Here is a 22,207-nt window from a genome sequence, read left to right as displayed (position 1 = left end):
CATGGCTGCACGCTGGAAAGAACCCACTCATAGCACGTCGTTCCTCGTCTGCTTCTTGCGCAACTCTTGGAACCACAGAGCACGGAACTCGCTAACTCCCGAGTAGTCGGCAAACCGGACCTTTCGACCCGGTTCCACGAAACTTCCGGTTTGCCGGTATACGGCCAACAACATCCCCACCGAGCGATTTGTCTTGATGAGTGCTTTGGCGATTACGCGCCAATTGAAATACGGCGGTTTAGCTTCTGGCTACAACTTCTCCGATGTGTCGCATCGTGGCCCGCAGCCAAGAGTGAGCCGCGTCCGTATTGAGGCGAGGATGCCAGGTCATCGCATAACGAAAACCGGCAATCTCGGGCGGAGGATTGAGGATCCTGATGGCTGGGTTGCGGATCATTCCGGATACAAACTTACGCGGGACAGTTCCTACAAGCTTCGTTCCTGGGACACAGCGAATGGCAGCTTCGTGGTAGGGGACATGGATAGCGATCTGCCTTTTGTGTCCCATCGTGGCCAGAGCCCTATCAGGAGACACCTGAATCCCGCCCAGAATACTGATACTGATGTGTTCGAGTTTCATGTACTGCGCCAGTGTGAGCGACTTCGGAAGGCGGCTCTTCGCATCTACAACGCAAACAAACTGCTCGTCATAGATCGTCTGGCTTTGCAGCGGTGGCGGAGCTTCTACTGAGCTCGCGGAAAAGGCGAGATCAACGCTGCCGTGCACAACTTCGTCGAAGCTCCCCCGGTGCCAGGCAACAAAATCGAAGTGCACCTTCTTCGCGATCGGCAAGACCTCGCGGCACAACACCGGCACCAGGATCGCGGCACCATTGTCCGTGACGGCAAGGCGGAAGTTCGCTTGCTCGACAGCTGGATCGAAACTCGATCCGCTCAACAGGCGATCGAGTTTCGGCAGCATGACCTCGAGTTCCTGCAGAAGGCGCTGCCCTTGCGGCGTGAGTTCATATCCCGCGGCGGTGCGCACGAAGAGGTTGTCGTGGAACATGTCGCGCAATCGCTGGAGTGCGCGGCTCACGGCGGGTTGGCTCAACAGCAGGCGATCCGCCGCGCGGGAGACGTTTCGTTCTTCGGCGAACACCGCAAAGACAACCAGTAGGTTCAGGTCGGCCTGTCTTAATTGCGTTAGACGCATGCATGATATTAGCACTATGTATTGGATTTATATGCGGGAGAGGAGCATTCTTCGTTTATAGACAGCTTCACAGCGAGAAGCTGTCGAGAAATGGAGAACGCTATGGCAAAGACAGCAATCGTAACCGGAGCATCTCGTGGCATCGGGCGCAGCATCGCGAAGCGGCTGGCGTCGGATGGGTTTGCCGTTGTCGTGAACTACGCGGGCAATGGCGCTCAGGCCCAAGAGGTTGTGAACGAGATTCGTGACGCAGATGGAGAAGCATTGGCGGTCAAGGCAGACGTGAGCCAACCGGAAGAGGTCGAACAGCTGTTCAAGAAGACGATCGAATCATTCGGCCGCGTGGATGTAGTCGTCAACAACGCAGGAATCATGCCGCTCTCGCAGATCACGAAAGGAGACGTCGATACCTTCGACAAGGTGATCGCCATCAACCTTCGCGGCACGTTTCTGGTGCTTGCGCAGGCTGCACAGAACGTAGCGGAGGGTGGACGCATTATTGCCTTCTCCAGCAGTGTGCTCGCGAAATCATTTCCGACGTATGGACCCTATATCGCGTCGAAAGCCGGCGTCGAGGGTATGGTGCCTGTTCTTGCGAACGAGCTGCGCGGACGCAATATCACGGTGAACGCGGTGGCGCCTGGACCGACGGGCACAGACTTATTCCTGAACGGGAAGACACCGTATCAGATCGAGCAGCTTTCGAAGCTCCCGCCCCTCGAGCGCCTTGGTCAACCCGAGGACATTGCGAATGTTGTTTCATTCCTCGCTGGGCCGGATGGTGGCTGGGTCAATGCTCAGATTCTGCGCACAAATGGCGGGTTTGCCTGATCGGCGTGTGAAAACAACACATCAGAAGATGGGAGCGTAACCATGAAAAAAGTGATTGTTATTACGGGAGCATCGAGTGGATTTGGTGCGCTTGCAGCACGCGCGCTCGCAAAGGCCGGACATGTCGTATACGCCAGCATGAGAGCCACCAAAGGACGCAACGCATCGCAAGTGGAAGCGGCGAACCGGTTCGCGCAGGAGAACCAGGTTGATCTGCGAACGGTTGAGCTTGATGTACAGTCGCAGGACTCGGCTGATGCCGCCATCGCACAGATCGTTCGAGAGAATGGCCGGCTGGACGTCGTTGTTCACAACGCTGGGCACATGGTCTTCGGTCCCACCGAGGCATTCACCTCAGAGCAACTTGCCCATTTGTATGACGTGAACGTCCTGAGCACGCAGCGCGTTAACCGTGCCGCACTTCCGCAACTTCGAAAGCAGAAACAAGGGCTGGTGATCTGGGTTGGCAGCAGCAGTACCAATGGTGGTGTTCCGCCTTACCTTGCTCCGTACTTCGCTGCCAAGGCAGCTATGGACGCACTGGCGGTCAGCTACGCGAAAGAGCTCGCCCGGTGGGGTGTCGAGACCTCAATCGTGATCCCTGGCGCATTTACCACTGGCACGAACCACTTTGCGCACTCTGGCACCCCTGACGACAAGGTGCGCATGCGTGAGTATCAGGATGGTCCCTATGCCGGGTTTGAGGAGCAGGCGCTCAAAGCTCTCACGGGTACAGTGCCACCGGACGCCGATGTCTCCGCCGTCGCAGGCGCTGTCGTGAGCATCGTGAACGCCCCTTTCGGTAAGCGGCCGTTTCGTGTCACTGTCGATCCTGCCCAGGATGGATCAGAGGTTGTGACGACTGTGCTGGATCGCATCCGTGCCGAATTTGTGCGCCGCCTCGGCTTTGCGGATCTTCTCCATCCCGCCAAGCTCGTCTGAGTCCCCAACCCTTAACAACAATTCACATCTGACGTTCAGGCTGGCAACGCCTGCCTTTGGAGGAATACATGTTTGCAATTACTGGCATAACCGGAAAGGTGGGCGGAGCTGTCGCCCGGCATCTTATTGCCCAAGGTCACAAGATTCGTGCGGTTGTACGGAGCGAAGAAAAAGGCCGGCATTGGGCTCCTCTGGGTTGTGACGTGGCAACGGCGACCGTCGAAGATCATGTCGCGCTGGCCACGGCGTTTGACAATACCGATGGCGTGTTTCTGATGACTCCGCCCAACTTTGACCCTGAGCCGGGCTTTCCGCAGACCAAGCACGCCGCAGCGGCGATCCGGCACGCCATCGAGTCGGCGCGGCCCAGGAAGATCGTCTTCCTCTCCACTGTCGGAGCGCACGTAACCGAGCCGAATCTGTTGAATAATTCGATGCTCACCGAGCAAATGCTCCAGTCGACATCGGTTCCTGTTGCCTTCCTGCGCGCCGCATGGTTCATGGAAAACGCGGCATGGGATGTGGAGTCCGCGCGTGCAGGTGTGATCCGCAGCTTTCTCCAGCCCCTCGACCATGCCATTCCGATGGTGGCTACGGCAGATATTGCACAGGTGACCGCAGAGCTCCTGAACGAAACATGGTCGGGCTCTCGCATTGTGGAATTGGAGGGTCCGCAGCGCTATTCGGCAAACGACATCGCAGCGGGATTCAGTCTCGCGCTTGGCCGGGCCGTCCGGGCAGAATCCGTTCCTCGCGACACCTGGGAATCACTGTTCCGCTCGCAGGGCATGAAAAACCCAATGCCTCGTATGCGAATGATCGACGGCTTCAACGAGGGATGGATCGACTTTGAATTCGGCGCGGCAAAGAGCCGAAAGGGCACCACACGGCTGGAATCGGTTTTGGAATCTCTGGTTGCAGAGGTCAGGGGACGGAAATGATCGTCGACGACTTTCAGGACGAGTCACTCATTGACAGGGTTCTGGGAGGTCTGTCGGCAACACGGAAGTTTGGGCAGTGGCAGACCTCGATTGACGCAAATTCGCCAAGGCACTCATGGAAACTCATTTCGAGAAACACTTTCCTTGAAAGGGAATGGTACTGATCCAACTTATGAAGAATTGGAACTTCCGGTAGGTAAGAGATTTCGGGCTTAAATGGACCCAAATCGGGGCCTAGCATCCCATAACAACGCGATCTCATTGCAAATCAACAATTCAGTTGGGCCTCGAACCCTAGACCTCCTTCCCCTCTAGGAAAGAAGTCAAGTTCCTCGACCCAAGCAGGAACTTCTTCTATTTGTTGAATTTATGGTGGAGCTGGCCGGGATCGAAACCGGCGAACCTCCTCGTTGCGAAAACGCTATAACACGCATTTTCAATAATTTAGACATGTCAAACACAACAGTTTCGAACCGAAAACAATCGGTAGAAGTCCTTATTGGACCCAGATTGGACCCAAGTTGGACCCAAGTTGGCGCTGAATAAGAGTTCCCTCTTCCGATTACAACGCAGTATGACCGACATGAAGCTAGGATGGCTCAGGAGCCCATTGAAGTCTTTATCTCATTGCCGACGACAAGCGAGTTTCCCTTACGAATCCCTCAAGACTGCAATCAACTCAAGCTCAATGAGTGCATTGCCCTTGTATCCAACAGTTGATGGCCTGAATTGCGGAGCTAGCGAGTTGGCGTTTCACACCCCCATCGTTTTAGGCAGTTCTCCCTGGAAGAGCAGACAGCAATCGAATGAGCTCCCCCTGGCGTTTCGTAGTGTTGGAACGGAATTCAAGGTGATGCAAGAGTTGTTGCGCCATTCGTCATTGCGGTCAACATTAGATGTCTATACACAAGCGATTACACCGGCGAAACATGCCGCTCAGGCAGTTGTGATGTCTTTGGTGTTCGCAACAGGTGCGCAGAAGAATGTCGAGAACGCAGATAATGTCGGTCTTGTGGGGCTTTCTTGAATCAGCACAGGGACGTCAGGATATTAGGACACAAAAGGGGCACGATTTTGTGTCCTTTCTGCACCCCTTTTGATTTTCGCCTTTGCCTTTTGCCCCATGCCTACCACCATAGCCTCTGCCTTTGACCCATACTTTATGCGGCACTTCTGCGGTCACTTCCGAGAAGCCCGTTTCCCGATACGAATCGCATCGTCATCGCAGAAGGAGTCTCAAGGAGTGCGTCGATATTGCTCGGTCAGGTGTTATGCTTTCTGTTCTGACAATCAGGGACGAATTAATGACGCAGAATGATCGTGTAATGGACATTCTTTGCCAAGCCAAGAGACTGGCGCAGGAATACTATGCTTCGACAGGTAAGCCTCTCGGAATTACTGGAGAAGTGGCTGAATACGAAGCAGCCCGTCTTCTTAGCTTGCAACTGGCTCCGGCCCGCACCGAGGGATACGATGCCATCGAACTAAACGGAAACTCGCCTCGCCGCCTGCAGATAAAGGACCGCTGCATCCTGCCGAACTGCAAGCCAGGACAGCGCATTGGATCCATAGATGTGACGAAGGAGTGGGATGCCGTACTCGTTGTTCTTCTCGACGAGAACTTCGACGCCATAGAGATGCACGAGGCGGAACGCGCAGCAGTGATCGCGGCTCTCGCTGCCCCAGGTTCGAAGGCGAGAAATGAACGCGGACAGCTTGGCGTCAGCAAGCTCAAGGCGATCGGAAAACTTCGCTGGCTGCGACCTCAGCAGCCTGAAATCAGAGGGGAATAGCTCCGTGAAAGCATCCTTGAAGACGCTGCTATACAAGAGGACCCATAGGGGCGATCCCGACGACTCTGGAGTCTTCGGCGTTAACGACTGCATGGGTAAGGTACGTGGATGGGGCTTTGATGCCGTGATTGGAGTTGGCGGAAGTCGTCCTGACCGCGGCCACGAAGATATCGCTCGAAAGGTGAACTGGATTGGAATCGGACCGCATGAATTGGGGGCCACGGCGAAGGGGCCCCGTTTAGGCTTCGATTTCTTACCGCTTTGACGAGGCCGGTCCAGCTTTAGAGGCGTGGGCGCCAGACCTATTCAGATACATGTTTGTAGAAAAGCACGTGCGTGCTGTGCTGTCGCAAAACCTTCCGGAACCTATACAAACTGAGGTTCAGCGCCTGCTAACATGGGCCGAGAAAAATAAGCATCTCCCAAAATCTCTTCCTATTGTGAAAAGAGGCCGCTCGGCAAGGTGCGGGTGCTGAACCGATGAAAATCGCGATGCTCAGAGTTGGGATCGACAGCGGCTCAGGGGGCATACAGGGGCCGTTATTCAGAGACGGTTCTTTCGAATTCATCCCGATCCCTGACAACTTCGAAAAACTCGGTGTTGATGAGCGCACTTACGGAAACACGGCGGGCCTCAACAACCGGAAGCTTGTCGAGTATTTTCCGGAAGGTCGCCGCACGGCGATGGCCAGCCAACCGATACACTTCGATCCAGAATTCGTGTCATTTACGTATGGGGACCCGCCCCCTCCCAAAGCCGGTCTGCGTCATGTGAAAAAGGGCGACATGCTGATTTTTTATTGCGGTCTTGAAGGCTGGGACCACAGATCGGAGCCGGCACTTTATCTAATCGGGTACTTTGAAGTTTTGGCGGCAGGGAGACCGGATAGCTTCGGCGACGAACTGACGCGCACGTTCTTTGCAAAGAACTTTCATGTACGCCACCAGCAGGTCTTCGCGCGCCAAAGAGATGAGCTTGTATTGGTCAAGGGTTCAGAACGAAGCCGACTACTCAAAAAGGCGGTGCGCATCAGCGTGATGGGACGCAATCGAAAGGGCTAGCCGCTGAAGGTGCTCTCGCCGGAAATGCAAAAGATATTCGGCGCGTTTGATGGCAAGCTCAGTTTTCAGCGATGCCCAACTAGATGGATCGACTCCGATCATGTAGAGAGTGCAGCCAGATTTATGCGGTCGCTCAGTTAGTTGCACTGTTTGTCAGCCAGAGAGATCTGTTTCTGAATGGCGCGCGCGGGCCTTGGCGCACAAGCACGGACTTCCAAGGTAGTCGTGCTATATATCTCCGATGTACTTATCGAAGGCCGATTACTAACCGAAAGTCGGCTCTGCGCCAGCTTTCCGGTTTCTGCCGACGACCGCGGAATTCTGGGAGCCTGGCGCGTTTCAGAGGAGTGATCCAGTGGCAGGTACCGGCAGACCGGGAAGGTTATCGGCGGCTAGATCATCGGGATGTCGAGCACGACTCCGGAGAGAGTGAACAGGCATCCGTATCCGCCGCCTTTCAGCGCAAAGATGTGGTCGTTGATGAAGCGTGCAATCGGGACAATGCTGCACGCTGCGCCAGCCTTGGCGAACCACGGAACGTATTTTTGCGTGCTCAGTGTTTGCGCGGGTCATAGTAGCTCTTCTGGCCCAGGCTCAGGCCCCAGAGTTGAAACATCTTCGGGTGTTTCCGGATGGTCAGCCATGCGCCAACCGCAAGCGTCGGAAATGCCATCATCGCCACGAGACGAAGCCCAACGAGGAAAACCGCAATGCAGGAATACGATCGCCATCCATGCTGTGAGGTCCAATCCGAGCTTTGCTCGGGGACGATTCAGCGCTTGATTGATTGCCTGCGGTTCTCCTCGCCGAGTCATAGTCGATGCACCTCCTACATCGACTGTCCGGTCAGAGAGCCGATCCAGCCAGCTCCCCAGCCGAGAACTCCAGCACCGAACAGCGCGCCGAAGAGACCGGGAACGGCCTCAGAGAGGCGGCCGCTCATCATCCGGATTCCAGCGAAGATCAAGCCACCGAGGCAGATGACAGCGCCTGCATACATGGCAAAAGTCTTGAACGTCTGCATCAACGTCGTGGCTCCGGAGAAGTCCATGGTTCCTTGAGCGTGCGCCAAGAGACTACTTGTTAGAAACAGCAATCCCGGTGCGCTCATACGGATGATTTTCGTCGGACGGCAAATTATGAGCGCTTGACGTTTGGCTGAATCCGAACAGCAAGGACGATTGGCTAAAGACATTTCAACCTCCGAACGGCTTGAGTGATTCGCCGTGATGCTTTGGAAGTTAAAGTCGATTATGCATTGCGTCCAAGACTTCCTCTCTATATCGCGATACCTTGCTTCTATGGGAATCAGGCCAGCAGCTTCAACTGTTCGGGTTGAACACTAATTGAGCGTCTTTTGCGTTTAGGATCAGTCCACTGTTTTGCCAGGGATCGCTCCAAAAAAGGTAGCGCAATATGATCGGCCCGATTGTGAATGACAAATGCGGTATCGGCTGTCCAATTGACTCCAGCGATAGGCTTAGTTATTAGGCCCGCTTCCAGAGACGTAGTTTGATCAATCAAGGCCAGTCCGTAACCGGACTTGACCATCCATTGAAGATCGGCAGGAGTGCTCGCGGAGCACGTGAGGTTGATCGGAACTCCTAACTCATTGAACATCTCCTCTAGACGACGGTGGGCGGCCGGCTGGAGTTCCGGATCTCGAAATATCGTGAGTCGTGAGGCTATCTCTTCCAGATCAAGACAGCTGGCGAACGAAAGTGGATCATCAGCTCGCATGCAGATAACTAAAGGCGATTGCGAAATCTGCTGAACATGGAAAGGCTCTTCGCCAATGGGCATAGGGAGAAGGGCGCAATCCAGCGAATATTGAGCGAGTCGTTCAAGAAGTTGAACCCGCTTCCCGCTCGCTAATCGGAGACGGCTTTTTGGAAACATTTTTTGGTAGTTGTCACCAAACGATTGAAGAAGGTTGGGATCTCACAAAGGACGAAAAACCCACTCGCAGTGGAGACACCTGACCGTAGTGAACTGCGTGCGCCATCGCTACTAACTCTTGGCGCGCTTTGAGCGCTTCTTTGGCATAAGCCAATACCATCTCCCCGGCAGGCGTGATTCTCACACCGTTTCTATCGCGAGCGAAGATTGGAAAACCTATCGCGGATTCGAGATCTCGTATCTGTTTGCTGAGAGAGGGTTGTGCAAGGAAGAGTCGTTCGGCAACGCGTGTGAAATTGTTCGTTTCAGCGACGGCAACAATGTACTTCAAAAGTCGCAATTCGAGTGAATCTGACATGGCCTTATGTCTCCGCTGGCTGTCATTTCAGATCGTCGATTAAGTACACTTTGTTGCCAAGATTTCCAGCACGTATATGCTTTCAGAACGAGCGTGAGAGTCAATTAGGAACCAAAAGGTAGCCACACCCATGACATAGCAGGGCCAATTTTGCTTTAGCCATAGATACAAGCTTTAGCGACATTGATAGGAAGTATTGGACTTTGCTCTTGAGAGGCCTCACTCTGGCGGCAAGCGATGGTATCGTGACTGTTCTTTCGTTGGATGAAGCCCGTCGCCCAAACGAGGTGGCTATGAAAAGTCAATGGTTGACGGCTCGCGAGGCTGCCGGAATCGTACGCATACATCCTGTGACATTGCTGAAGTGGGCACGCGAGGGAAAGGTACCTCATCGTCGCCTGAGTTCCCTAAAGATCGTCTTTTCGCTTTCCCAACTCGTAATGTGGCTGGAGTCTGGGAGTTACACTGATGGTGTCGGTCATGCTGCCCAACCCGAAAGGACGGTCGCATGAATCTTAAGCGTGAACGCTATCAGCAAGGCTCTTTGACAATCGAGCACAGAGCTAATGGACCCCACGTATGGGTCTATCGTTGGCGAGCAGCAGGGGTACGCCGGAAGCGAATTCTGGGCAGCGTGAAGGAACTCACCAAGACGCAGGCCCAGAAGAAGGCAACGGTCTGTATGGAACAGTCCCTGGCAGCTCCAGAGCCAACCAAACTAACAGTCAATGAACTTGTAGAGCACTCAAGCAGCATGAACTGGGCGAAGACTCCGGCAAGGCTACCAAGCCGCGCAAGGCCTATCTTTACACCTTCGCCAACTACATCCTGCCGAAGTGGGGGAACTTGCCGCTCAGACAGGTGAAGGCTGTGGCAGTCGAGGATTGGCTGAAGACTTTATCTCTGGCCAACGGTTCAAAGGCCAAGGTTAGAGAAGTTTTCGGAGCAGCCTTTAGACACGCCATGCGTCATGAGCTGCATCCAACAAACCCCATCGCTAATGTCCGGCAGGTTAGGAAACGGGCAACTGACCCGTCCATTCTCGAACCTGTCGAGATTGCTGCAATCCTTAAGCAGCTAGAGGGAGTTGAGCCTGTACGAACGGCGGTCCTCATTGCAGCCGTGATGGGAATGAGACGAGGAGAAATCTTCGGACTCAAGTGGGGAGATGTGGACCTCGATCGTGCACTTCTGCATGTTCGTCGGTCTTACGTTGATGGCGTGGAGGGCCCACCGAAAACAGACTCCTCTCGTCGTCCCCTTCCCTTGCCTCCACAGGTCATCGATGCACTGAAGGCTTGGAAGCTGAAGTCGAAATACAACAAGCCTGAGCAATGGGTGTTTGCCTCTGATTTTCACTTCGGTGGACAACCACTCTGGCCTGGAACCCTCTGGCGCAGGAATGTCTTCCCTGCAATAGAGGCCGCACGCATCAGCAAGCCGAAGCTAAGCTGGCACACTCTTCGAAGGAGCTATGCTTCCCTGCTCCTGTCCAGTGGAGTGAGCCTACGAGTGAGTATGGAACTAATGCGGCACTCCACAGCGGAGATGACGCTTGCGACATACGCACAAACAGTGGGCGATGAAAAACGAGAGGCAGGAGAGAAGATCGCATCTCTCGTATTGGTTAAGAAAGAGAGCGCAGCGTAAATGGACCCAAATTGGACCCATGCTGCTTATTTCTCTCTCATTGAACCCAAAATTCCACTTCCAAGTCGTTGATTTACTTGGTGGAGCTGAGCGGGATCGAACCGCTGACCTCCTCGTTGCGAACGAGGCGCTCTCCCAACTGAGCTACAGCCCCCCACCTGACGCAAATCCAGCGTCAAACAACATCTCTGAGTGTACCAGCAAGACGCCCTCCGCTCAAACTCGCCTGGGTAGGGGTTAGCAGCCGTTAAAAGTGCACCCCTCGGAGGACGCTCATGGATTACAACACTTGAGTCACATACACACATTCGTGTATGCCACACACAATGCAAACACAACCCGCGAAGAGTATTTATGCTCCATATTGCACATCGCTCACCTGCTCCATCCAATCGACGGTTTTGCCATTCAGCTTTTCCTGAATGGCGAGATGTGTCATCGCCGTCGTTGGCGCCGCCCCGTGCCAATGCTTCTCTCCCGGAGCAAACCAGATCATATCCCCCGGCCGGATCTCCTCAATTGGACCACCCGAGCGCTGCGCCCGGCCGCAGCCGGACGTGACAATCAGGGTTTGACCGAGAGGATGGGTATGCCATGCGGTACGCGCACCGGGTTCGAAGGTGACGTTGGCGCCAACAACGCGCGCAGGATCGGGCGCGTCAAACAGCGGGTCGATGCGGACAGTGCCAGTGAACCAATCTGCTGGTCCTTTGCCCGAAGGCTGCGAGCCACTTCTCTTGATCTCCATTGCTTGTTCTCTCCTCCTCGGCGACTCAAACCAACGAACGGCATTTGCGGATCTGTCAGTAATGTTCCCATGTAACCGACCAGTGTTCGTCTGGCCGAGCCGATTTCAGTATCAGGTACACGTCAGAAAACTGGTACACGCGCGGAAGGTCTTTACCCACAAGTCCCCGCGTAACCGATCCCTGGACGTGATGCGTGACCGTATGTGCCACTTCGTTCACGTCGTAACCACCGAAGGAAGCCTCATACCCGTTCTGGACGTAGTCATTGGACACGCCAGACTCCGACTTAGGGAGCATAACCTGTACGGACATGTGGCCATCACGCGTGTATATCAGTATGCCTTTGCGATCGGTGATGCGAGTCACTTTGCCGTCCGGCCCTGGTTCTTCCATCGAGACCAGACGCCACGCTCCGATCAATTTCTCCCGTGCAGAACCAGGGCCTGCGTCTTGCTTTTCTGCGGACTGTGCGACCGAAAGTCCGGTGAGCGCGACAACAAATGCCAGCGTCCAAAACGCAAGTGCTTTCACGCTTGATTCCTCCCGTCGGCTGCCGCTTACCTGCCTGTCAGCTGTTCATGAAATTCCGAATACCGAGCCCCTTCGAACTTGATGTTTGAGGAGGCACTTTCGATGGCGCGGAGATCTTCCGCTGTAAGCTCGACATTCACCGCTCCGAGGTTTTCTTCCAGGCGATGCAGCTTCGTTGTGCCCGGGATCGGAACGATCCGCGGCTTCTTTGCAAGCAGCCAGGCGAGCGCGATCTGAGCAGGTGTCGCCTTCTTTTGTTCCGCGAATGTACTGAGCAGATCAACCAACGGCTGGTTCGCTTTACGATTCTCTGGGTTAAGGCGGGGGACGGTGTTGCGGAAGTCCGTACTATCGAACTTCGTATCTGCGTTGATCTTGCCCGTGAGGAAGCCTTTACCAAGAGGGCTGAATGGAACGAATCCGATCCCGAGTTCTTCGAGCGTTGGCAGCACCGTCTCTTCAGGCTGCCTCCACCAGAGCGAGTACTCGCTCTGAAGTGCAGTCACCGGCTGAACTGCATGTGCGCGGCGGATGGTCTGCGCTCCTGCTTCAGAAAGACCGAAGTGCTTTACTTTGCCTTCCTGGATTAGTTCCTTCACCGCTCCCGCTACGTCTTCGATCGGCACGTTCAGATCGACACGATGTTGGTAGAACAGATCGATTACGTCGGTTTTGAGCCGTTTGAGTGAGGCTTCGGCGACCTGCTTGATGTGCTCGGGCCGGCTGTTCAAGGCCGTCCACTTGCCGCCATCGTTGGGGTTGGCTTCCCACCCGAACTTGGTTGCGATGACCACCTGCCCGCGGAACGGAGCGAGGGCTTCACCCACAAGCTCTTCGTTCAGGAACGGGCCGTAGACCTCGGCGGTATCGAAGAATGTGATGCCTCGCTCCACGGCGGCACGGAGAAGAAAGGTCATCTCCTGCTTGTCTTTCGGCAGGCCGTAGGACCCGCTCATTCCCATGCAGCCGAGGCCGATGGCCGAGACTTCCAGATTGCTGTTTCCCAATTTGCGCTTCTGCATAGTTTCACCTATCAGTAGGTTGGGACCGAACTCACCGGACGCGGCCTCTCACCTCTGTCCCTGCCATTAAAGGCTTCTCGATCAGATGATGCACCTCACCCGTCGCATCCACTTCGACTCCGACCACCGGAACCACGAGCCGCGCACCGCTCCGCGCCACAGCCTCAAGCGTCCCCGCATCGCCTTCCGCAAACCTGCTCCGGTCCAGCGTCACCTGCCACAGCTGCTTGCCGCCGACGCGCGACTGCTCATGGATGTCCGTCACTACTGCGGTAAACTCCTTCTCCATCCTCGCGCTCACCTGCCCCCAACCGTCGCCGCCAGTAACTCCATCTCTCGCGGGCTTCCCACACAGAACGGCGTACGCTGATGGATTCCCTCTGGCTTGATATCCAGCACTCTGCTCACGCCGTTGGTCGCAACGCCGCCGGCCTGCTCCGCGATAAACGCCAGCGGATTCGCCTCATACAGCAGACGCAGCTTGCCTTTGGGCTGCTTCGTCGTCGGCGGATACAGAAACACACCACCCTTCAACAGCGTGCGATGAAAGTCCGCAACCAGGCTGCCGATATAGCGCGAGCTGTACTCCTTGCCCAGCTCACCCTCTCGCAGCTTCGTGATGTACGTCCGAAACTCCTCGGGCCACCCGGCTGCATTCGCCTCATTCACCGAATAGTAGCTTCCCTGCTCCGGCATCCGCATGCGCTCGCTGCTCAGGACAAAGGCGCCAATCTTCGGATCGAGCGTAAACGCGAACACGCCATTGCCTGTCGTGTACACCAGCACCGTCGAAGGCCCATACACCACATACCCCGCAGCCACCTGCCGGAAGCCCTGCTGCAAAATCGACTCCTCCAGCGTCCCATGCTCCGGCGGAAGCCGTCGCAGAATGCTGAAGATCGTGCCGACATTCACATTCACATCGATGTTGCTCGAGCCATCCAGCGGATCGAAGACGATGATGTACTTCCCTGCCTCCGGATCGCGATTGAACGTCACCGGCTTTTCGTCCTCTTCGCTCACCAGCGCAGCCACGCTGTCGCGCAACCCCAGACAGTGCAGCAGGGCCTGATTCGCATACACATCCAGCTTCTGCTGCTGTTCGCCCTGCACATTCTCCGCGCCCGCCGCGCCCAGCACATCGTCCAAACCGGCGGAGCGAATCTTCGCCTCCACCATCTTCGTCGCCAGCGTAATACCGCTCAGCAACCAGCTGAAGGTCCCCGTCGCCTCACGTCCCGTAGACTTCAGCGTCTCCTGCTGCTGCTGCAGAATATGCTGCTGCACCGTCGTAATCATCGCCATGGCCAATCTACTCCTTCGTGAAATCTTCAGGGGGCCTACGCCCGAAGCGTATCACCTGTGCGAAATCCAATCCACCTACCCGAATAACGCACAATCGCCGCGCCGCCTTCATACGCTAACTCTAAGAAACGACACCCCGGGGAGCTCAACATCTCGTCACACAATCCGCTCTTTTCCGCCCTGCAATTCAAATCCTCCCCTTCCATCATGTACCCTCATCTGCGCACATCACGTCGCAACTCGCTACACGTAAATTAGTAAACGGAGCCTCCTCGCTGATGAATCGAATCGCCACCTCCCTCCTCACCCTCTTTCTGGCTCTCCCCTTCGTCGCAACTCAGGCCCAGACAGCCCCCGCCCAGCACGGCATCGCCATCTCCAGCATCGACACCAGCGTCCGGCCCGGCGACGATTTCTATCACTACGCCAACGGCTCCTGGATCAAGAACACTGATCTCCCCGCCGACCGCGCGAGTCTCGGCGTCTTCAATATTCTTGCTGACCGCAGCGAGAAGCGCACCGCCGCCATCATCGAGCAGGCCGACCAGTCCAATCCCTCTCCCGGCACCGACGCACGCCGCATCGCAGACCTCTATCACTCCTACATGGACGAGGCGGCCATTGAAAAGAACGGCCTCAAACAGCTCAAGCAGCATCTCGCTGAGATCGACTCCATCCACAACCAGCACGAGCTCGCCCGCGCACTCGGCCTCACCCTCCGCGCCGACGTCGACGCCCTTAACAACACCAACTTCCACACCATGAACCCTTTCGGCCTCTGGGTCGCGCCGAGCTTCAATGACTCCGACCACTACACCGCCTACCTTCTTCAAGGCGGGATCGCCCTCCCCGACCGCGCTTACTATCTCACCGACAGCGAGCGCATGAAGGACATTCGCGCAAAGTACCAGGCGCACATCGCCGCCATGTTCAAGCTCGCCGGCTTCGATCAGCCCGAGATGCGCGCAACTCGCGTCATCGCGCTCGAGCACGCCATCGCCGAGAAGCACATCTCGCTCGCCGAAAGCGAGAACATCGAAAAGGCCAACAACACCTGGACCCTCACCGACTTTGAATCCAAGGCCCCCGGCCTCGAGTGGAAGGAGTACCTCCGCGCCGCCGGCCTCGAGCATCAACCCTCCTTCATCGTCTGGCAGCCCTCAGCCTTCACCGGCGAGGCCGCGCTCGTCGCCGCCACTCCAATCGATACATGGAAGGACTACCTCGCCTTCCATCTCATGGAGACCTATGCCACTGGCATCTCCTCCGCCTTCGCCGACGAGCGCTTCAGCTTCACCGGCAAAGTCCTCGCCGGAGTTCCACAGCAGCGCCCGCGAAACCAGCGCGCTGTCCTCATCGTCAACGGCTGGCTGGGCGACGCCGTAGGCCAGATCTACGCGCAGAAGTACTTCCCCCCCGAGGCTAAAGCTCAGGCGCAGGCCCTCGTCGCCAACCTCATCGCCGCCTTCCGCCAGCGTCTCGAAGCCGTCACCTGGATGGCTCCCGCCACCAAGGCCGAGGCCCTCACCAAGCTCGGCACGCTCCGCGTCAGCATTGGCTACACCGATCACTGGCGCTCCTACGCTGGCTACGAGGTCAGGCCCGACGACCTCTTCGGAAACCTCTGGCGCGGTAGCCTCTTCGACTACCACTATGAGCTCTCGCGCCTCGGCACCGCTGTCGATCGCGGTGAGTGGACGATGACGCCTCAGACCGTCAACGCCGTCAACCTGCCGCTCCACAATGCCCTCAACTTCCCCGCCGCCATCCTTGAGCCGCCCTTCTTCGATCCTCAGGCTCCCGCCGCCAGCAACTACGGCGGCATCGGCACCATCATCGGCCACGAGATCTCGCACACCTTCGACACCGAAGGCGCCGCCTTCGACTCCAAGGGCCGCGTCCGCAACTGGTGGACTCCTGAGGACCTCGCACACTTCAACGCCGTCACCGCCACGCTCGCCGCGCAGTACGACACCTACACGCCCTTCCCCGACCTGGCCCTCAACGGCCGCCAGACCCTCGCAGAAAACATCGCCGACCTTGCCGGCCTCACCGCGGCCTTCGACGGCTTCCACGCCTCGCTCAAGGGAGCGCCCGCGCCCAAGCTCGACGGCTTCACCGGCGATCAGCAGTTCTTCATCGCCTTCGGTCAGAATTGGGGTGCAAAGGTTCGTGAGAACGCCTTGCGTCAGCAGGTTCTCACCGACCCGCACTCCCCCGGACAGTTCCGCGCCGATACCGTCCGCAACAACGACGGCTGGTACGCCGCCTTCGACATCAACCCCACCGACAAGCTCTACCTTCCCCGCACCGACCGCATCCGCATCTGGTAGCGCAGGCAAAAAAGAAAAGCGGCAGAGGCACCAGCCTCCTGCCGCTTTCTTCGCGTTGTAGCTTTGTTAAGGGAACGGCTTGCCAATCTCGATTGCGGCTTTAGCCGCTGAGGTATGCCCGTTGCTCACTGACGCAACATGTGAACAAACTACGGCTGCGGCAGCACCAGCACCTCAACTCCGCTCGCGGCATCGGCACTCCGATACACGCTCTCCGTCGCCTTCACAAACTGCTCCGGCTTCGCCAGCGGAATATCGACAAACGTCTGCGGGTTGCGGTCCACCAGCGGGAACCACGAGCTCTGCACCTGCACCATGATGCGGTGCCCGGCGCGGAAGGTGTGGTTGATGTCCGGCATCTCGCCATTCAAGCTGACCATCTTGCCCGGCGTCAGCGGAGCCGGCTTCTCCCAGCTGTCGCGGAACTTCGCCCGCATCGGCTCTCCGCGCACCAGCTGCTGATACCCGCCCATCACCACCGGAGCCGCGCTCACAATCCGCTTGTTCCCCGCATCCGTTCCCGGCGGGTTCGGATAGTCATACGGATACACATCGATCAGCTTCACCACAAAGTCCGAGTCCGTCCCAGTCGAAGCAATCTTCAGTTTCGGCCGCACCGGTCCCGCTATCGTCACGTCCTCCGTCAACGGCTCCGACTCATACACCAGCACATCCGGCCTCGTCGCCGCGAACCTCTGATCGTCGTCCATATACCGCTGCGGCACCGTGTCCGTCGGATACCCCACAAACGGCACTGGATGCGCCGGATCGCTCACATACTCGTCCACGCCCGCCTTCTCCGTCGGAGCCTCAAAACTCAGCCCGCCTCCAGCATGGAAGTAGAGAGTCTTCGTCACCGCCGTCTTCGGAGGCCACGCATCATACGTCTTCCAGACATTGGTTCCCGTCTCAAAGACATAAGCCTTGGGCAGCGGCGCACCGTTGTTGCCTTTCGCATCGACGCCAACGCCTTTCAGGTAGTACTCGAAGAACGGGTACTCGATCTTCTCGCGATAAAACAGCGAAGTCTTCGCATTGAACGTCACATCGCCCAACCTGTCGCCGTCGGTACGCGACCAGCCTCCATGCGTCCACGGCCCGATCACGATCGTGTTCACTGCACCGGGGTTGAACTTGTCGATCGCATGGAACGTCTTGAACGGCCCCGACAGGTCCTCCGCATCAAACCACCCGCCGACCTCCATCGTCGCCGCGTGCACATTCTTCATATGCCGTGACAGATCGCGCTTGTCCCAGTAGTCGTCGTACGTCGTATGCGTCAACTGGTCATGGAACAGCCAGTTCTCCCCATTCAGGTACTCTTTGCCCCTATCCAGATTCCCCGTCGGCCCAGCCGCCAGCAGCGTCGCATACGTATCAGGATTCTCCGTACTAGAAGGCGCGCGCCCGAACCCGCCAGGCCCGCCCACGGGAATCACCGGATTCTTCTGCGGCTTGAACCCACGATAGAACCCATAGTTCGCCCCCAGCATAAAGGCGCCGCCGTGGTAACCATCGTCATTGAAGAACAGGTCCGTCATCGGAGCCTGCGGACTCGCCGCCTTGATCGCCGGATGCGAATCAATAATGCTCGCAGACGTATAGAACCCCGGATAGCTGATCCCCGTAATCCCCACCTTGCCGTTATTGTTCGGCACATTCTTCAGCAGGAATTCCACCGTGTCATACATATCGCTCGACTCGTCCACATCCTTGTTCGACTTCTTCTCGTCGATATGCGGATTCATCTCCTGAAACACACCCTCGCTCGCATAACGCCCGCGAGCATCCTCGCAAACAAAGATGTAGCCCGACTCCATCAACTCCTGGCTCGGCCCCACCCGCGCCGGGAACTTATCCACCCCATAAGGCCCGCAGCTATAAGGAGTCTTCGTCATCAGAAACGGATACGGCCCTGCATCCTTGAACGCCCCCGCCTTCGGCACATACACAGCCGCAAACATCTTCGCCCCATCCCTCATCGGAATCCGATACTCATACTTCGCATAGTGCGTCCTTACGAAGTCATCTGAAGTAGTCGTCGGAGCCTGCGCCCAAACACCAACCGCACTCGCTACAAGCGAACAAACCGCAACACGAAGCGTTACCCTCATGAATCACCTTTCAAAAAGAAAATGGAATGGATGTACCGCAGTCTAACTCAGCCTTCGGCCCTCTGAGCAGGAGGAATGGAAGGAGGCTGAACAGGTACGGGCGGTGGCGGCGTTCTCGATGAAATAAGCTCCGCCGCACCTCGGTACCAGTCCACCTTGCGAGTTACAAACATCACCGCCGCCAGGATCACAAACAGCATCATTGACCCCAGCACAAGCGCATTGTCCTCCGAGATGAGCAGCCCGTAAATCGTGGCATAGAGGAGCGTCAGCATTGAGCCAAAGCCAAGACCCCGCATCAGGCTATGGAGCACATAGGTGAGATAGAAGGTCAACAGTCCAATACATGCCAGGCTCGCCAGAAAGTACGCCGCCGGAAATGCAATATGCTCGCTCAGGCTGATCAACAGCAGAAAGAAGATCGTCAGCCCAAATCCGACAAGCAGATATTGAATCGGATGAATCGGAAGCTGCTTCATGATCTCGAAGACAAAGAATCCTCCAAACGTCAGCAGGATAAAGAGAATTCCATATTTCACAGCTCGATCAGAGAGCTTATAAGGATCGATAGGACTGATCAGGTCGACGGAAAGCGTATCGACTCCATCAGTTCGTTCCGCAATCTGCCGCTGTGTTGCTGAGGCAAGGGATGACACGTCCCACGCCGCCTGAAAGCCGCTTTTGCTAACCTCACGGTCTCGAGGCAAAAATTGCCCTTCAAACAAGGGGGACGGCCACGTCGAGTTGATCTCGATATGGTTGGTCGCGGCCACCGGAGCTACAGCGAGGTTTTGCGTACCCGCCAGCGACATATCAAGCGAGAAACTATACTTCGCATACGCTCCACGCACGGCCCCCGGCAGAGGCATCTGCAAGTTCGGTTGCCAACCCTCTGAGCCCTGCTTTGTCCCGCTGTCGCTCGCCACTCTGCTCGGAAGCGTACCCCCCTGGAATATCCGCAAAGCCTGCCCATTGGCCGCCACCGCTGGCCGCCCCACAATCCCCCGCACATCGCTCACGGACATCGCAAGATAGGGCGTTCCATAAGTGACCTTGCCTTCAAACCGAAGCTCTGGAACCTCAATCTCGCCCGTCAGCTTAGTCTGCATCTCATATACCGAGACTCGGTAAAGTCCGTGGTAGCGCTGCGTTGGAACCATTCTTCCCAGCAGCGTCAACGTCTGCGGAAATACAATATAGCTTGCCTCCACCGTCGACGAAGTCACCTTTGGCTTTCCGTCGTTGCCAACCGTTACATCCTGAGTCAGCTGCGAATAAGGCTGCACAAAGATCGGCCCCACAATCGTCTGCGGCCCAGCATAACTCGCCGAGATACTGTGAACAGCCTGATCCCTGTAGGCCTGACGGCTCTCGATAACGCCGTACACCGCGCCCAATGCAATCAAAATGATCAGAGTCAGAAAACCAACAGCAAACATCTTCGGAACCAGCCTGCCCATCGCATCCATCTCCTCGCAGCCGCAGTGTCCGAAGTCTAATCGCAAACCAGAGTCGGGCAACAAGAATGTTCCAACAGTACCTAATTCCCTACCGGAACCCCATCCACTCTCCCCAGCCGCCCCACCGGATAAAGCCCCACCCGATTCGCCGCAAACCACGGCGACCGCTCATAGAAGAAGTTCAGCCGCGCATAAGAACTCCCTGCAAACGCCGGGTCGCTCGCCACCTTCTTCTCAAACTCCGCCTTCAACTTCGGGTCCTTCGCCATCATCTCCCGCGCCAACTCTTCGAGGACATACGCCTCGCCATACTCCTTCTGCTCGAAGATCGCGTCGAAGAACCCCCACTGCAGCGCCGAATCCGGCCCCGCCGGCTCCAGCCACTCCACTACTACTTTCGACAGCCGCTGATTCAGCCGCACCACAGCCGACCCCGCTGGAAAGCTCATCTTCTCCCGCACAGCCACACAGCTCCCAAACTTCCCCGCATCATGCATCGTCTCGCCATTGAACGTCGGATGCCTCCCCTCGAACGGAGGCCCCTGCCACGCCATCCCCGCGCACCGATACGTCTCCACATCACCCGACCACTCCGCCGTCGTCCGCGCAATCTCCACCTGATGCGCCGCAAGCACATCAATCACCTTCGTCCACTGCGCCGGAATAATGTACGCCGCCGGCAGCGTTGTCTCCGCCGTCACCCTGAACCCTGTCTGTATCGGCAGCGACACATTCCAAGGCTCCTCCGCATACTTCACCCACATCGCACCTGAGACCTCGCTCAACTGCCGCGTGAACTTATATCCGCGAAACAGCACCGGCGTCGTCTGCCCGCTCCAACCCAGCGCCAGCGGATACTTCACATTGTTCAGCGGATGCGCGCCCATCTCCGCAGCCTCCTTATCCGCCGCCGCGTTCAACGCAATCACCTTGTCCGCATCGCGATTCATCATCTCCACCAGGCCCGCAAGAATCTCGTAATTCCCCGTCACTCGCGTCCTGTAATCCTTCAGCATGTGCAGCTCAACCAGCATCGCCGGCCGGCCCTCAAGAATCATGTACCCCGTAGAAAACCGCGGCGGATCGTCATTGAACCCCAGACCCTCCGCCGGATCACTGTCATTCATCAGAGTCACGTATGTCGGAAACGCCAGATGCCCATGCGCATCCACATACTTCTCCAGCTCCGGCGTCGCCACCTCATCCACCCACTTCGCGGTAGCCGACGGAACATTCGGCCCGTCGTCAATCGTGAACGTCACGTCGTACTGATAATCCGCACCATCCGTCACATGGTCGTCGACAAAAAAGTCCGGCAGCCAGCGATGAAACATCGCCATAAACGCCCGCGTCTCCGGTGCGTCCGCCTTCAGATAATCGCGATTCAGGTTCAGGTTCGTCCCATTCCCGCGCCAGCCCATCTCCGCCGGCCCATCCTGGTTGATGCGGTTATATGGGCTCCTGCGCTCATGCCCATCGGCGTTATACATCGGGATAAACACAAACACCGCGCGCTCCAGCAGCGCCGCCTTCGTCTTCGAAATCACCATATCCCGCAGTAGCGCCAGACACGCATCTTTACCATCCATCTCGCCCGCATGAATCGAGTTCTGCACCAGCACAATCGGCCGCTTCGCCGCGTGAACCGCCGCTGGATCAAACACTCCATCCCGCGACACAATCACAATGTCGAGATCCCGTCCCTCGCCCGTCTTCCCGAACGGCTCAATCTTCACCTGCTCCGCCGCCGCAGCCTGCACTCTCGCGAGATATGCCATCGTCTCCGCATAATCCGGAGTCGTCCCGTAGCAAGTCTTCTCCGCCGGAGTAGCCCACGAATCCTTCACCGCACACTCCGCCACCTTCGGAGCCTGCATCAATGGAGGCCGAGCCACCGTCTGCCCAAACGACGACCCTACGCACACCACTCCCATCAACAAACCCAAACCAATCCGCATCGCAGCTCCAGCGAGAAAAATCCTGTGCCACCACCCTAGCACCTCGCCCTACGCGTAACGAATCAATTCATCTATACCACCCGCAATTGCATCCACGAGCAGC

21 protein-coding genes, 1 tRNA gene and 1 pseudogene are annotated in these 22,207 nt (G+C 56.9%); 9 read left to right on the top strand and 14 right to left on the bottom strand.

Going from position 1 to position 22,207, the window contains the following annotated elements; all coding sequences use genetic code 11:
• Nucleotides 1–238: 238 nt before the first annotated feature.
• Nucleotides 239–1,156, bottom strand: a complete 918-nt coding sequence (locus OHL16_RS17905; RefSeq protein WP_263368569.1) for a LysR family transcriptional regulator — start codon at nt 1,154–1,156, stop codon at nt 239–241.
• Between the two features lie 102 nt (nt 1,157–1,258).
• Here OHL16_RS17905 and OHL16_RS17900 point away from each other — a divergent pair, with 102 nt between their 5' ends.
• From OHL16_RS17900 to OHL16_RS17875, 6 genes are all read left to right on the top strand, one after another.
• On the top strand, nt 1,259–1,987 hold the full coding sequence (locus OHL16_RS17900; RefSeq protein ID WP_263368568.1) for an SDR family oxidoreductase: 729 nt from the start codon (nt 1,259–1,261) through the stop codon (nt 1,985–1,987).
• A 42-nt stretch (nt 1,988–2,029) separates the two neighbouring features.
• Nucleotides 2,030–2,929, top strand: a complete 900-nt coding sequence (locus OHL16_RS17895) for an SDR family NAD(P)-dependent oxidoreductase (protein ID WP_263368567.1) — start codon at nt 2,030–2,032, stop codon at nt 2,927–2,929.
• Nucleotides 2,930–2,997: 68 nt separating this feature from the next.
• Nucleotides 2,998–3,870, top strand: a complete 873-nt coding sequence (locus OHL16_RS17890; RefSeq protein WP_263368566.1) for an NmrA family NAD(P)-binding protein — start codon at nt 2,998–3,000, stop codon at nt 3,868–3,870.
• Nucleotides 3,871–4,480: 610 nt separating this feature from the next.
• Nucleotides 4,481–4,897: a hypothetical protein gene (locus tag OHL16_RS17885; RefSeq protein WP_263368565.1), complete on the top strand. Its 417-nt coding sequence runs from the start codon at nt 4,481–4,483 to the stop codon at nt 4,895–4,897.
• Nucleotides 4,898–5,141: 244 nt separating this feature from the next.
• On the top strand, nt 5,142–5,663 hold the full coding sequence (locus OHL16_RS17880; protein ID WP_263368564.1) for a DUF6998 domain-containing protein: 522 nt from the start codon (nt 5,142–5,144) through the stop codon (nt 5,661–5,663).
• Nucleotides 5,664–6,143: 480 nt separating this feature from the next.
• On the top strand, nt 6,144–6,725 hold the full coding sequence (locus OHL16_RS17875; protein ID WP_263368563.1) for an Nmad3 family putative nucleotide modification protein: 582 nt from the start codon (nt 6,144–6,146) through the stop codon (nt 6,723–6,725).
• A gap of 553 nt (nt 6,726–7,278) precedes the next feature.
• Here OHL16_RS17875 and OHL16_RS17870 read toward each other — a convergent pair.
• The 4 genes and pseudogenes from OHL16_RS17870 to OHL16_RS17855 all read right to left on the bottom strand — a co-directional run bounded on the left by OHL16_RS17870 (nt 7,279) and on the right by OHL16_RS17855 (nt 8,982).
• Nucleotides 7,279–7,540: pseudogene (locus OHL16_RS17870) on the bottom strand (VirB3 family type IV secretion system protein).
• Nucleotides 7,541–7,554: 14 nt separating this feature from the next.
• On the bottom strand, nt 7,555–7,836 hold the full coding sequence (locus tag OHL16_RS17865; protein WP_263368562.1) for a hypothetical protein: 282 nt from the start codon (nt 7,834–7,836) through the stop codon (nt 7,555–7,557).
• 197 nt (nt 7,837–8,033) lie between these two features.
• A complete protein-coding gene (locus OHL16_RS17860; RefSeq protein WP_263368561.1) occupies nt 8,034–8,624 on the bottom strand; it encodes a LysR family transcriptional regulator substrate-binding protein in 591 nt (196 codons plus the stop codon).
• Nucleotides 8,625–8,637: 13 nt separating this feature from the next.
• Nucleotides 8,638–8,982, bottom strand: a complete 345-nt coding sequence (locus tag OHL16_RS17855) for a LysR family transcriptional regulator (RefSeq protein ID WP_263368560.1) — start codon at nt 8,980–8,982, stop codon at nt 8,638–8,640.
• Nucleotides 8,983–9,275: 293 nt separating this feature from the next.
• Between OHL16_RS17855 and OHL16_RS20405 the strand changes: the two genes are divergently transcribed.
• Nucleotides 9,276–9,494 carry a helix-turn-helix domain-containing protein gene (locus tag OHL16_RS20405; protein ID WP_396127220.1) on the top strand — a complete coding sequence of 73 codons (219 nt, stop codon included), beginning with the start codon at nt 9,276–9,278 and terminating at the stop codon, nt 9,492–9,494.
• A 358-nt stretch (nt 9,495–9,852) separates the two neighbouring features.
• Entirely contained in the window at nt 9,853–10,632 is a 780-nt protein-coding gene (locus tag OHL16_RS17850; RefSeq protein WP_263368559.1) for a tyrosine-type recombinase/integrase, read from the top strand.
• Between the two features lie 78 nt (nt 10,633–10,710).
• On the opposite strand, the gene OHL16_RS17845 is transcribed toward OHL16_RS17850, so the two are convergent.
• The 6 genes from OHL16_RS17845 to fbp form a co-directional block, all read right to left on the bottom strand.
• Nucleotides 10,711–10,786 (bottom strand) — tRNA-Ala (locus OHL16_RS17845).
• Between the two features lie 198 nt (nt 10,787–10,984).
• Nucleotides 10,985–11,380: a (R)-mandelonitrile lyase gene (locus OHL16_RS17840; protein ID WP_263368558.1), complete on the bottom strand. Its 396-nt coding sequence runs from the start codon at nt 11,378–11,380 to the stop codon at nt 10,985–10,987.
• A gap of 55 nt (nt 11,381–11,435) precedes the next feature.
• Entirely contained in the window at nt 11,436–11,912 is a 477-nt protein-coding gene (locus OHL16_RS17835; protein ID WP_263368557.1) for a lipocalin-like domain-containing protein, read from the bottom strand.
• A gap of 26 nt (nt 11,913–11,938) precedes the next feature.
• Nucleotides 11,939–12,934 (bottom strand): aldo/keto reductase, encoded by a 996-nt coding sequence (locus OHL16_RS17830; protein ID WP_263368556.1) that lies wholly within the window; start codon nt 12,932–12,934, stop codon nt 11,939–11,941.
• 31 nt (nt 12,935–12,965) lie between these two features.
• Nucleotides 12,966–13,223 carry an alanyl-tRNA editing protein gene (locus tag OHL16_RS17825; protein ID WP_263368555.1) on the bottom strand — a complete coding sequence of 86 codons (258 nt, stop codon included), beginning with the start codon at nt 13,221–13,223 and terminating at the stop codon, nt 12,966–12,968.
• Nucleotides 13,224–13,231: 8 nt separating this feature from the next.
• Nucleotides 13,232–14,239 (bottom strand): class 1 fructose-bisphosphatase, encoded by a 1,008-nt coding sequence (gene fbp / locus OHL16_RS17820; protein WP_263368554.1) that lies wholly within the window; start codon nt 14,237–14,239, stop codon nt 13,232–13,234.
• Between the two features lie 278 nt (nt 14,240–14,517).
• On the opposite strand from fbp, the gene OHL16_RS17815 reads away from it, so the two are divergent.
• Nucleotides 14,518–16,572, top strand: coding sequence for a M13 family metallopeptidase (locus tag OHL16_RS17815; RefSeq protein WP_263368553.1), 2,055 nt, complete (start codon nt 14,518–14,520; stop codon nt 16,570–16,572).
• A gap of 149 nt (nt 16,573–16,721) precedes the next feature.
• On the opposite strand, the gene OHL16_RS17810 is transcribed toward OHL16_RS17815, so the two are convergent.
• The 3 genes from OHL16_RS17810 to OHL16_RS17800 all read right to left on the bottom strand — a co-directional run bounded on the left by OHL16_RS17810 (nt 16,722) and on the right by OHL16_RS17800 (nt 22,104).
• Nucleotides 16,722–18,686: a CocE/NonD family hydrolase gene (locus OHL16_RS17810; protein ID WP_263368552.1), complete on the bottom strand. Its 1,965-nt coding sequence runs from the start codon at nt 18,684–18,686 to the stop codon at nt 16,722–16,724.
• Between the two features lie 47 nt (nt 18,687–18,733).
• A complete protein-coding gene (creD, locus tag OHL16_RS17805; RefSeq protein ID WP_263368551.1) occupies nt 18,734–20,146 on the bottom strand; it encodes a cell envelope integrity protein CreD in 1,413 nt (470 codons plus the stop codon).
• An 80-nt stretch (nt 20,147–20,226) separates the two neighbouring features.
• Complete coding sequence (locus OHL16_RS17800; protein WP_263368550.1) at nt 20,227–22,104, bottom strand: M14 family metallopeptidase; 1,878 nt, start codon at nt 22,102–22,104, stop codon at nt 20,227–20,229.
• Nucleotides 22,105–22,207: the final 103 nt, after the last annotated feature.

This window comes from Edaphobacter bradus, assembly GCF_025685645.1.
In the GTDB taxonomy this organism is placed as follows: Bacteria; Acidobacteriota; Terriglobia; order Terriglobales; family Acidobacteriaceae; genus Edaphobacter; species Edaphobacter bradus.
The sequence above is the reverse complement of the archived record's forward strand: the minus strand, read 5'-3'. Positions and strand labels throughout refer to the sequence as shown.

Excerpts from the sequence above, each read along its gene's own strand:
- OHL16_RS17890 (WP_263368566.1), top strand. The coding sequence starts at position 2,998 with ATGTTTGCAATTACTGGCATAACCGGAAAGGTGGGCGGAGCTGTCGCC.
- OHL16_RS17895 (WP_263368567.1), top strand. The coding sequence starts at position 2,030 with ATGAAAAAAGTGATTGTTATTACGGGAGCATCGAGTGGATTTGGTGCG.
- creD (WP_263368551.1), bottom strand. The coding sequence starts at position 20,146 with ATGGGCAGGCTGGTTCCGAAGATGTTTGCTGTTGGTTTTCTGACTCTG.
- OHL16_RS17905 (WP_263368569.1), bottom strand. The coding sequence starts at position 1,156 with ATGCGTCTAACGCAATTAAGACAGGCCGACCTGAACCTACTGGTTGTC.
- OHL16_RS17875 (WP_263368563.1), top strand. The coding sequence starts at position 6,144 with ATGAAAATCGCGATGCTCAGAGTTGGGATCGACAGCGGCTCAGGGGGC.
- OHL16_RS17810 (WP_263368552.1), bottom strand. The coding sequence starts at position 18,686 with ATGAGGGTAACGCTTCGTGTTGCGGTTTGTTCGCTTGTAGCGAGTGCG.
- OHL16_RS17830 (WP_263368556.1), bottom strand. The coding sequence starts at position 12,934 with ATGCAGAAGCGCAAATTGGGAAACAGCAATCTGGAAGTCTCGGCCATC.
- OHL16_RS17880 (WP_263368564.1), top strand. The coding sequence starts at position 5,142 with ATGCTTTCTGTTCTGACAATCAGGGACGAATTAATGACGCAGAATGAT.
- OHL16_RS17800 (WP_263368550.1), bottom strand. The coding sequence starts at position 22,104 with ATGCGGATTGGTTTGGGTTTGTTGATGGGAGTGGTGTGCGTAGGGTCG.
- OHL16_RS17865 (WP_263368562.1), bottom strand. The coding sequence starts at position 7,836 with ATGAGCGCACCGGGATTGCTGTTTCTAACAAGTAGTCTCTTGGCGCAC.
- OHL16_RS17855 (WP_263368560.1), bottom strand. The coding sequence starts at position 8,982 with ATGTCAGATTCACTCGAATTGCGACTTTTGAAGTACATTGTTGCCGTC.
- OHL16_RS17900 (WP_263368568.1), top strand. The coding sequence starts at position 1,259 with ATGGCAAAGACAGCAATCGTAACCGGAGCATCTCGTGGCATCGGGCGC.
- OHL16_RS17815 (WP_263368553.1), top strand. The coding sequence starts at position 14,518 with ATGAATCGAATCGCCACCTCCCTCCTCACCCTCTTTCTGGCTCTCCCC.
- OHL16_RS20405 (WP_396127220.1), top strand. The coding sequence starts at position 9,276 with ATGAAAAGTCAATGGTTGACGGCTCGCGAGGCTGCCGGAATCGTACGC.
- fbp (WP_263368554.1), bottom strand. The coding sequence starts at position 14,239 with ATGGCGATGATTACGACGGTGCAGCAGCATATTCTGCAGCAGCAGCAG.
- OHL16_RS17840 (WP_263368558.1), bottom strand. The coding sequence starts at position 11,380 with ATGGAGATCAAGAGAAGTGGCTCGCAGCCTTCGGGCAAAGGACCAGCA.
- OHL16_RS17860 (WP_263368561.1), bottom strand. The coding sequence starts at position 8,624 with ATGTTTCCAAAAAGCCGTCTCCGATTAGCGAGCGGGAAGCGGGTTCAA.
- OHL16_RS17825 (WP_263368555.1), bottom strand. The coding sequence starts at position 13,223 with ATGGAGAAGGAGTTTACCGCAGTAGTGACGGACATCCATGAGCAGTCG.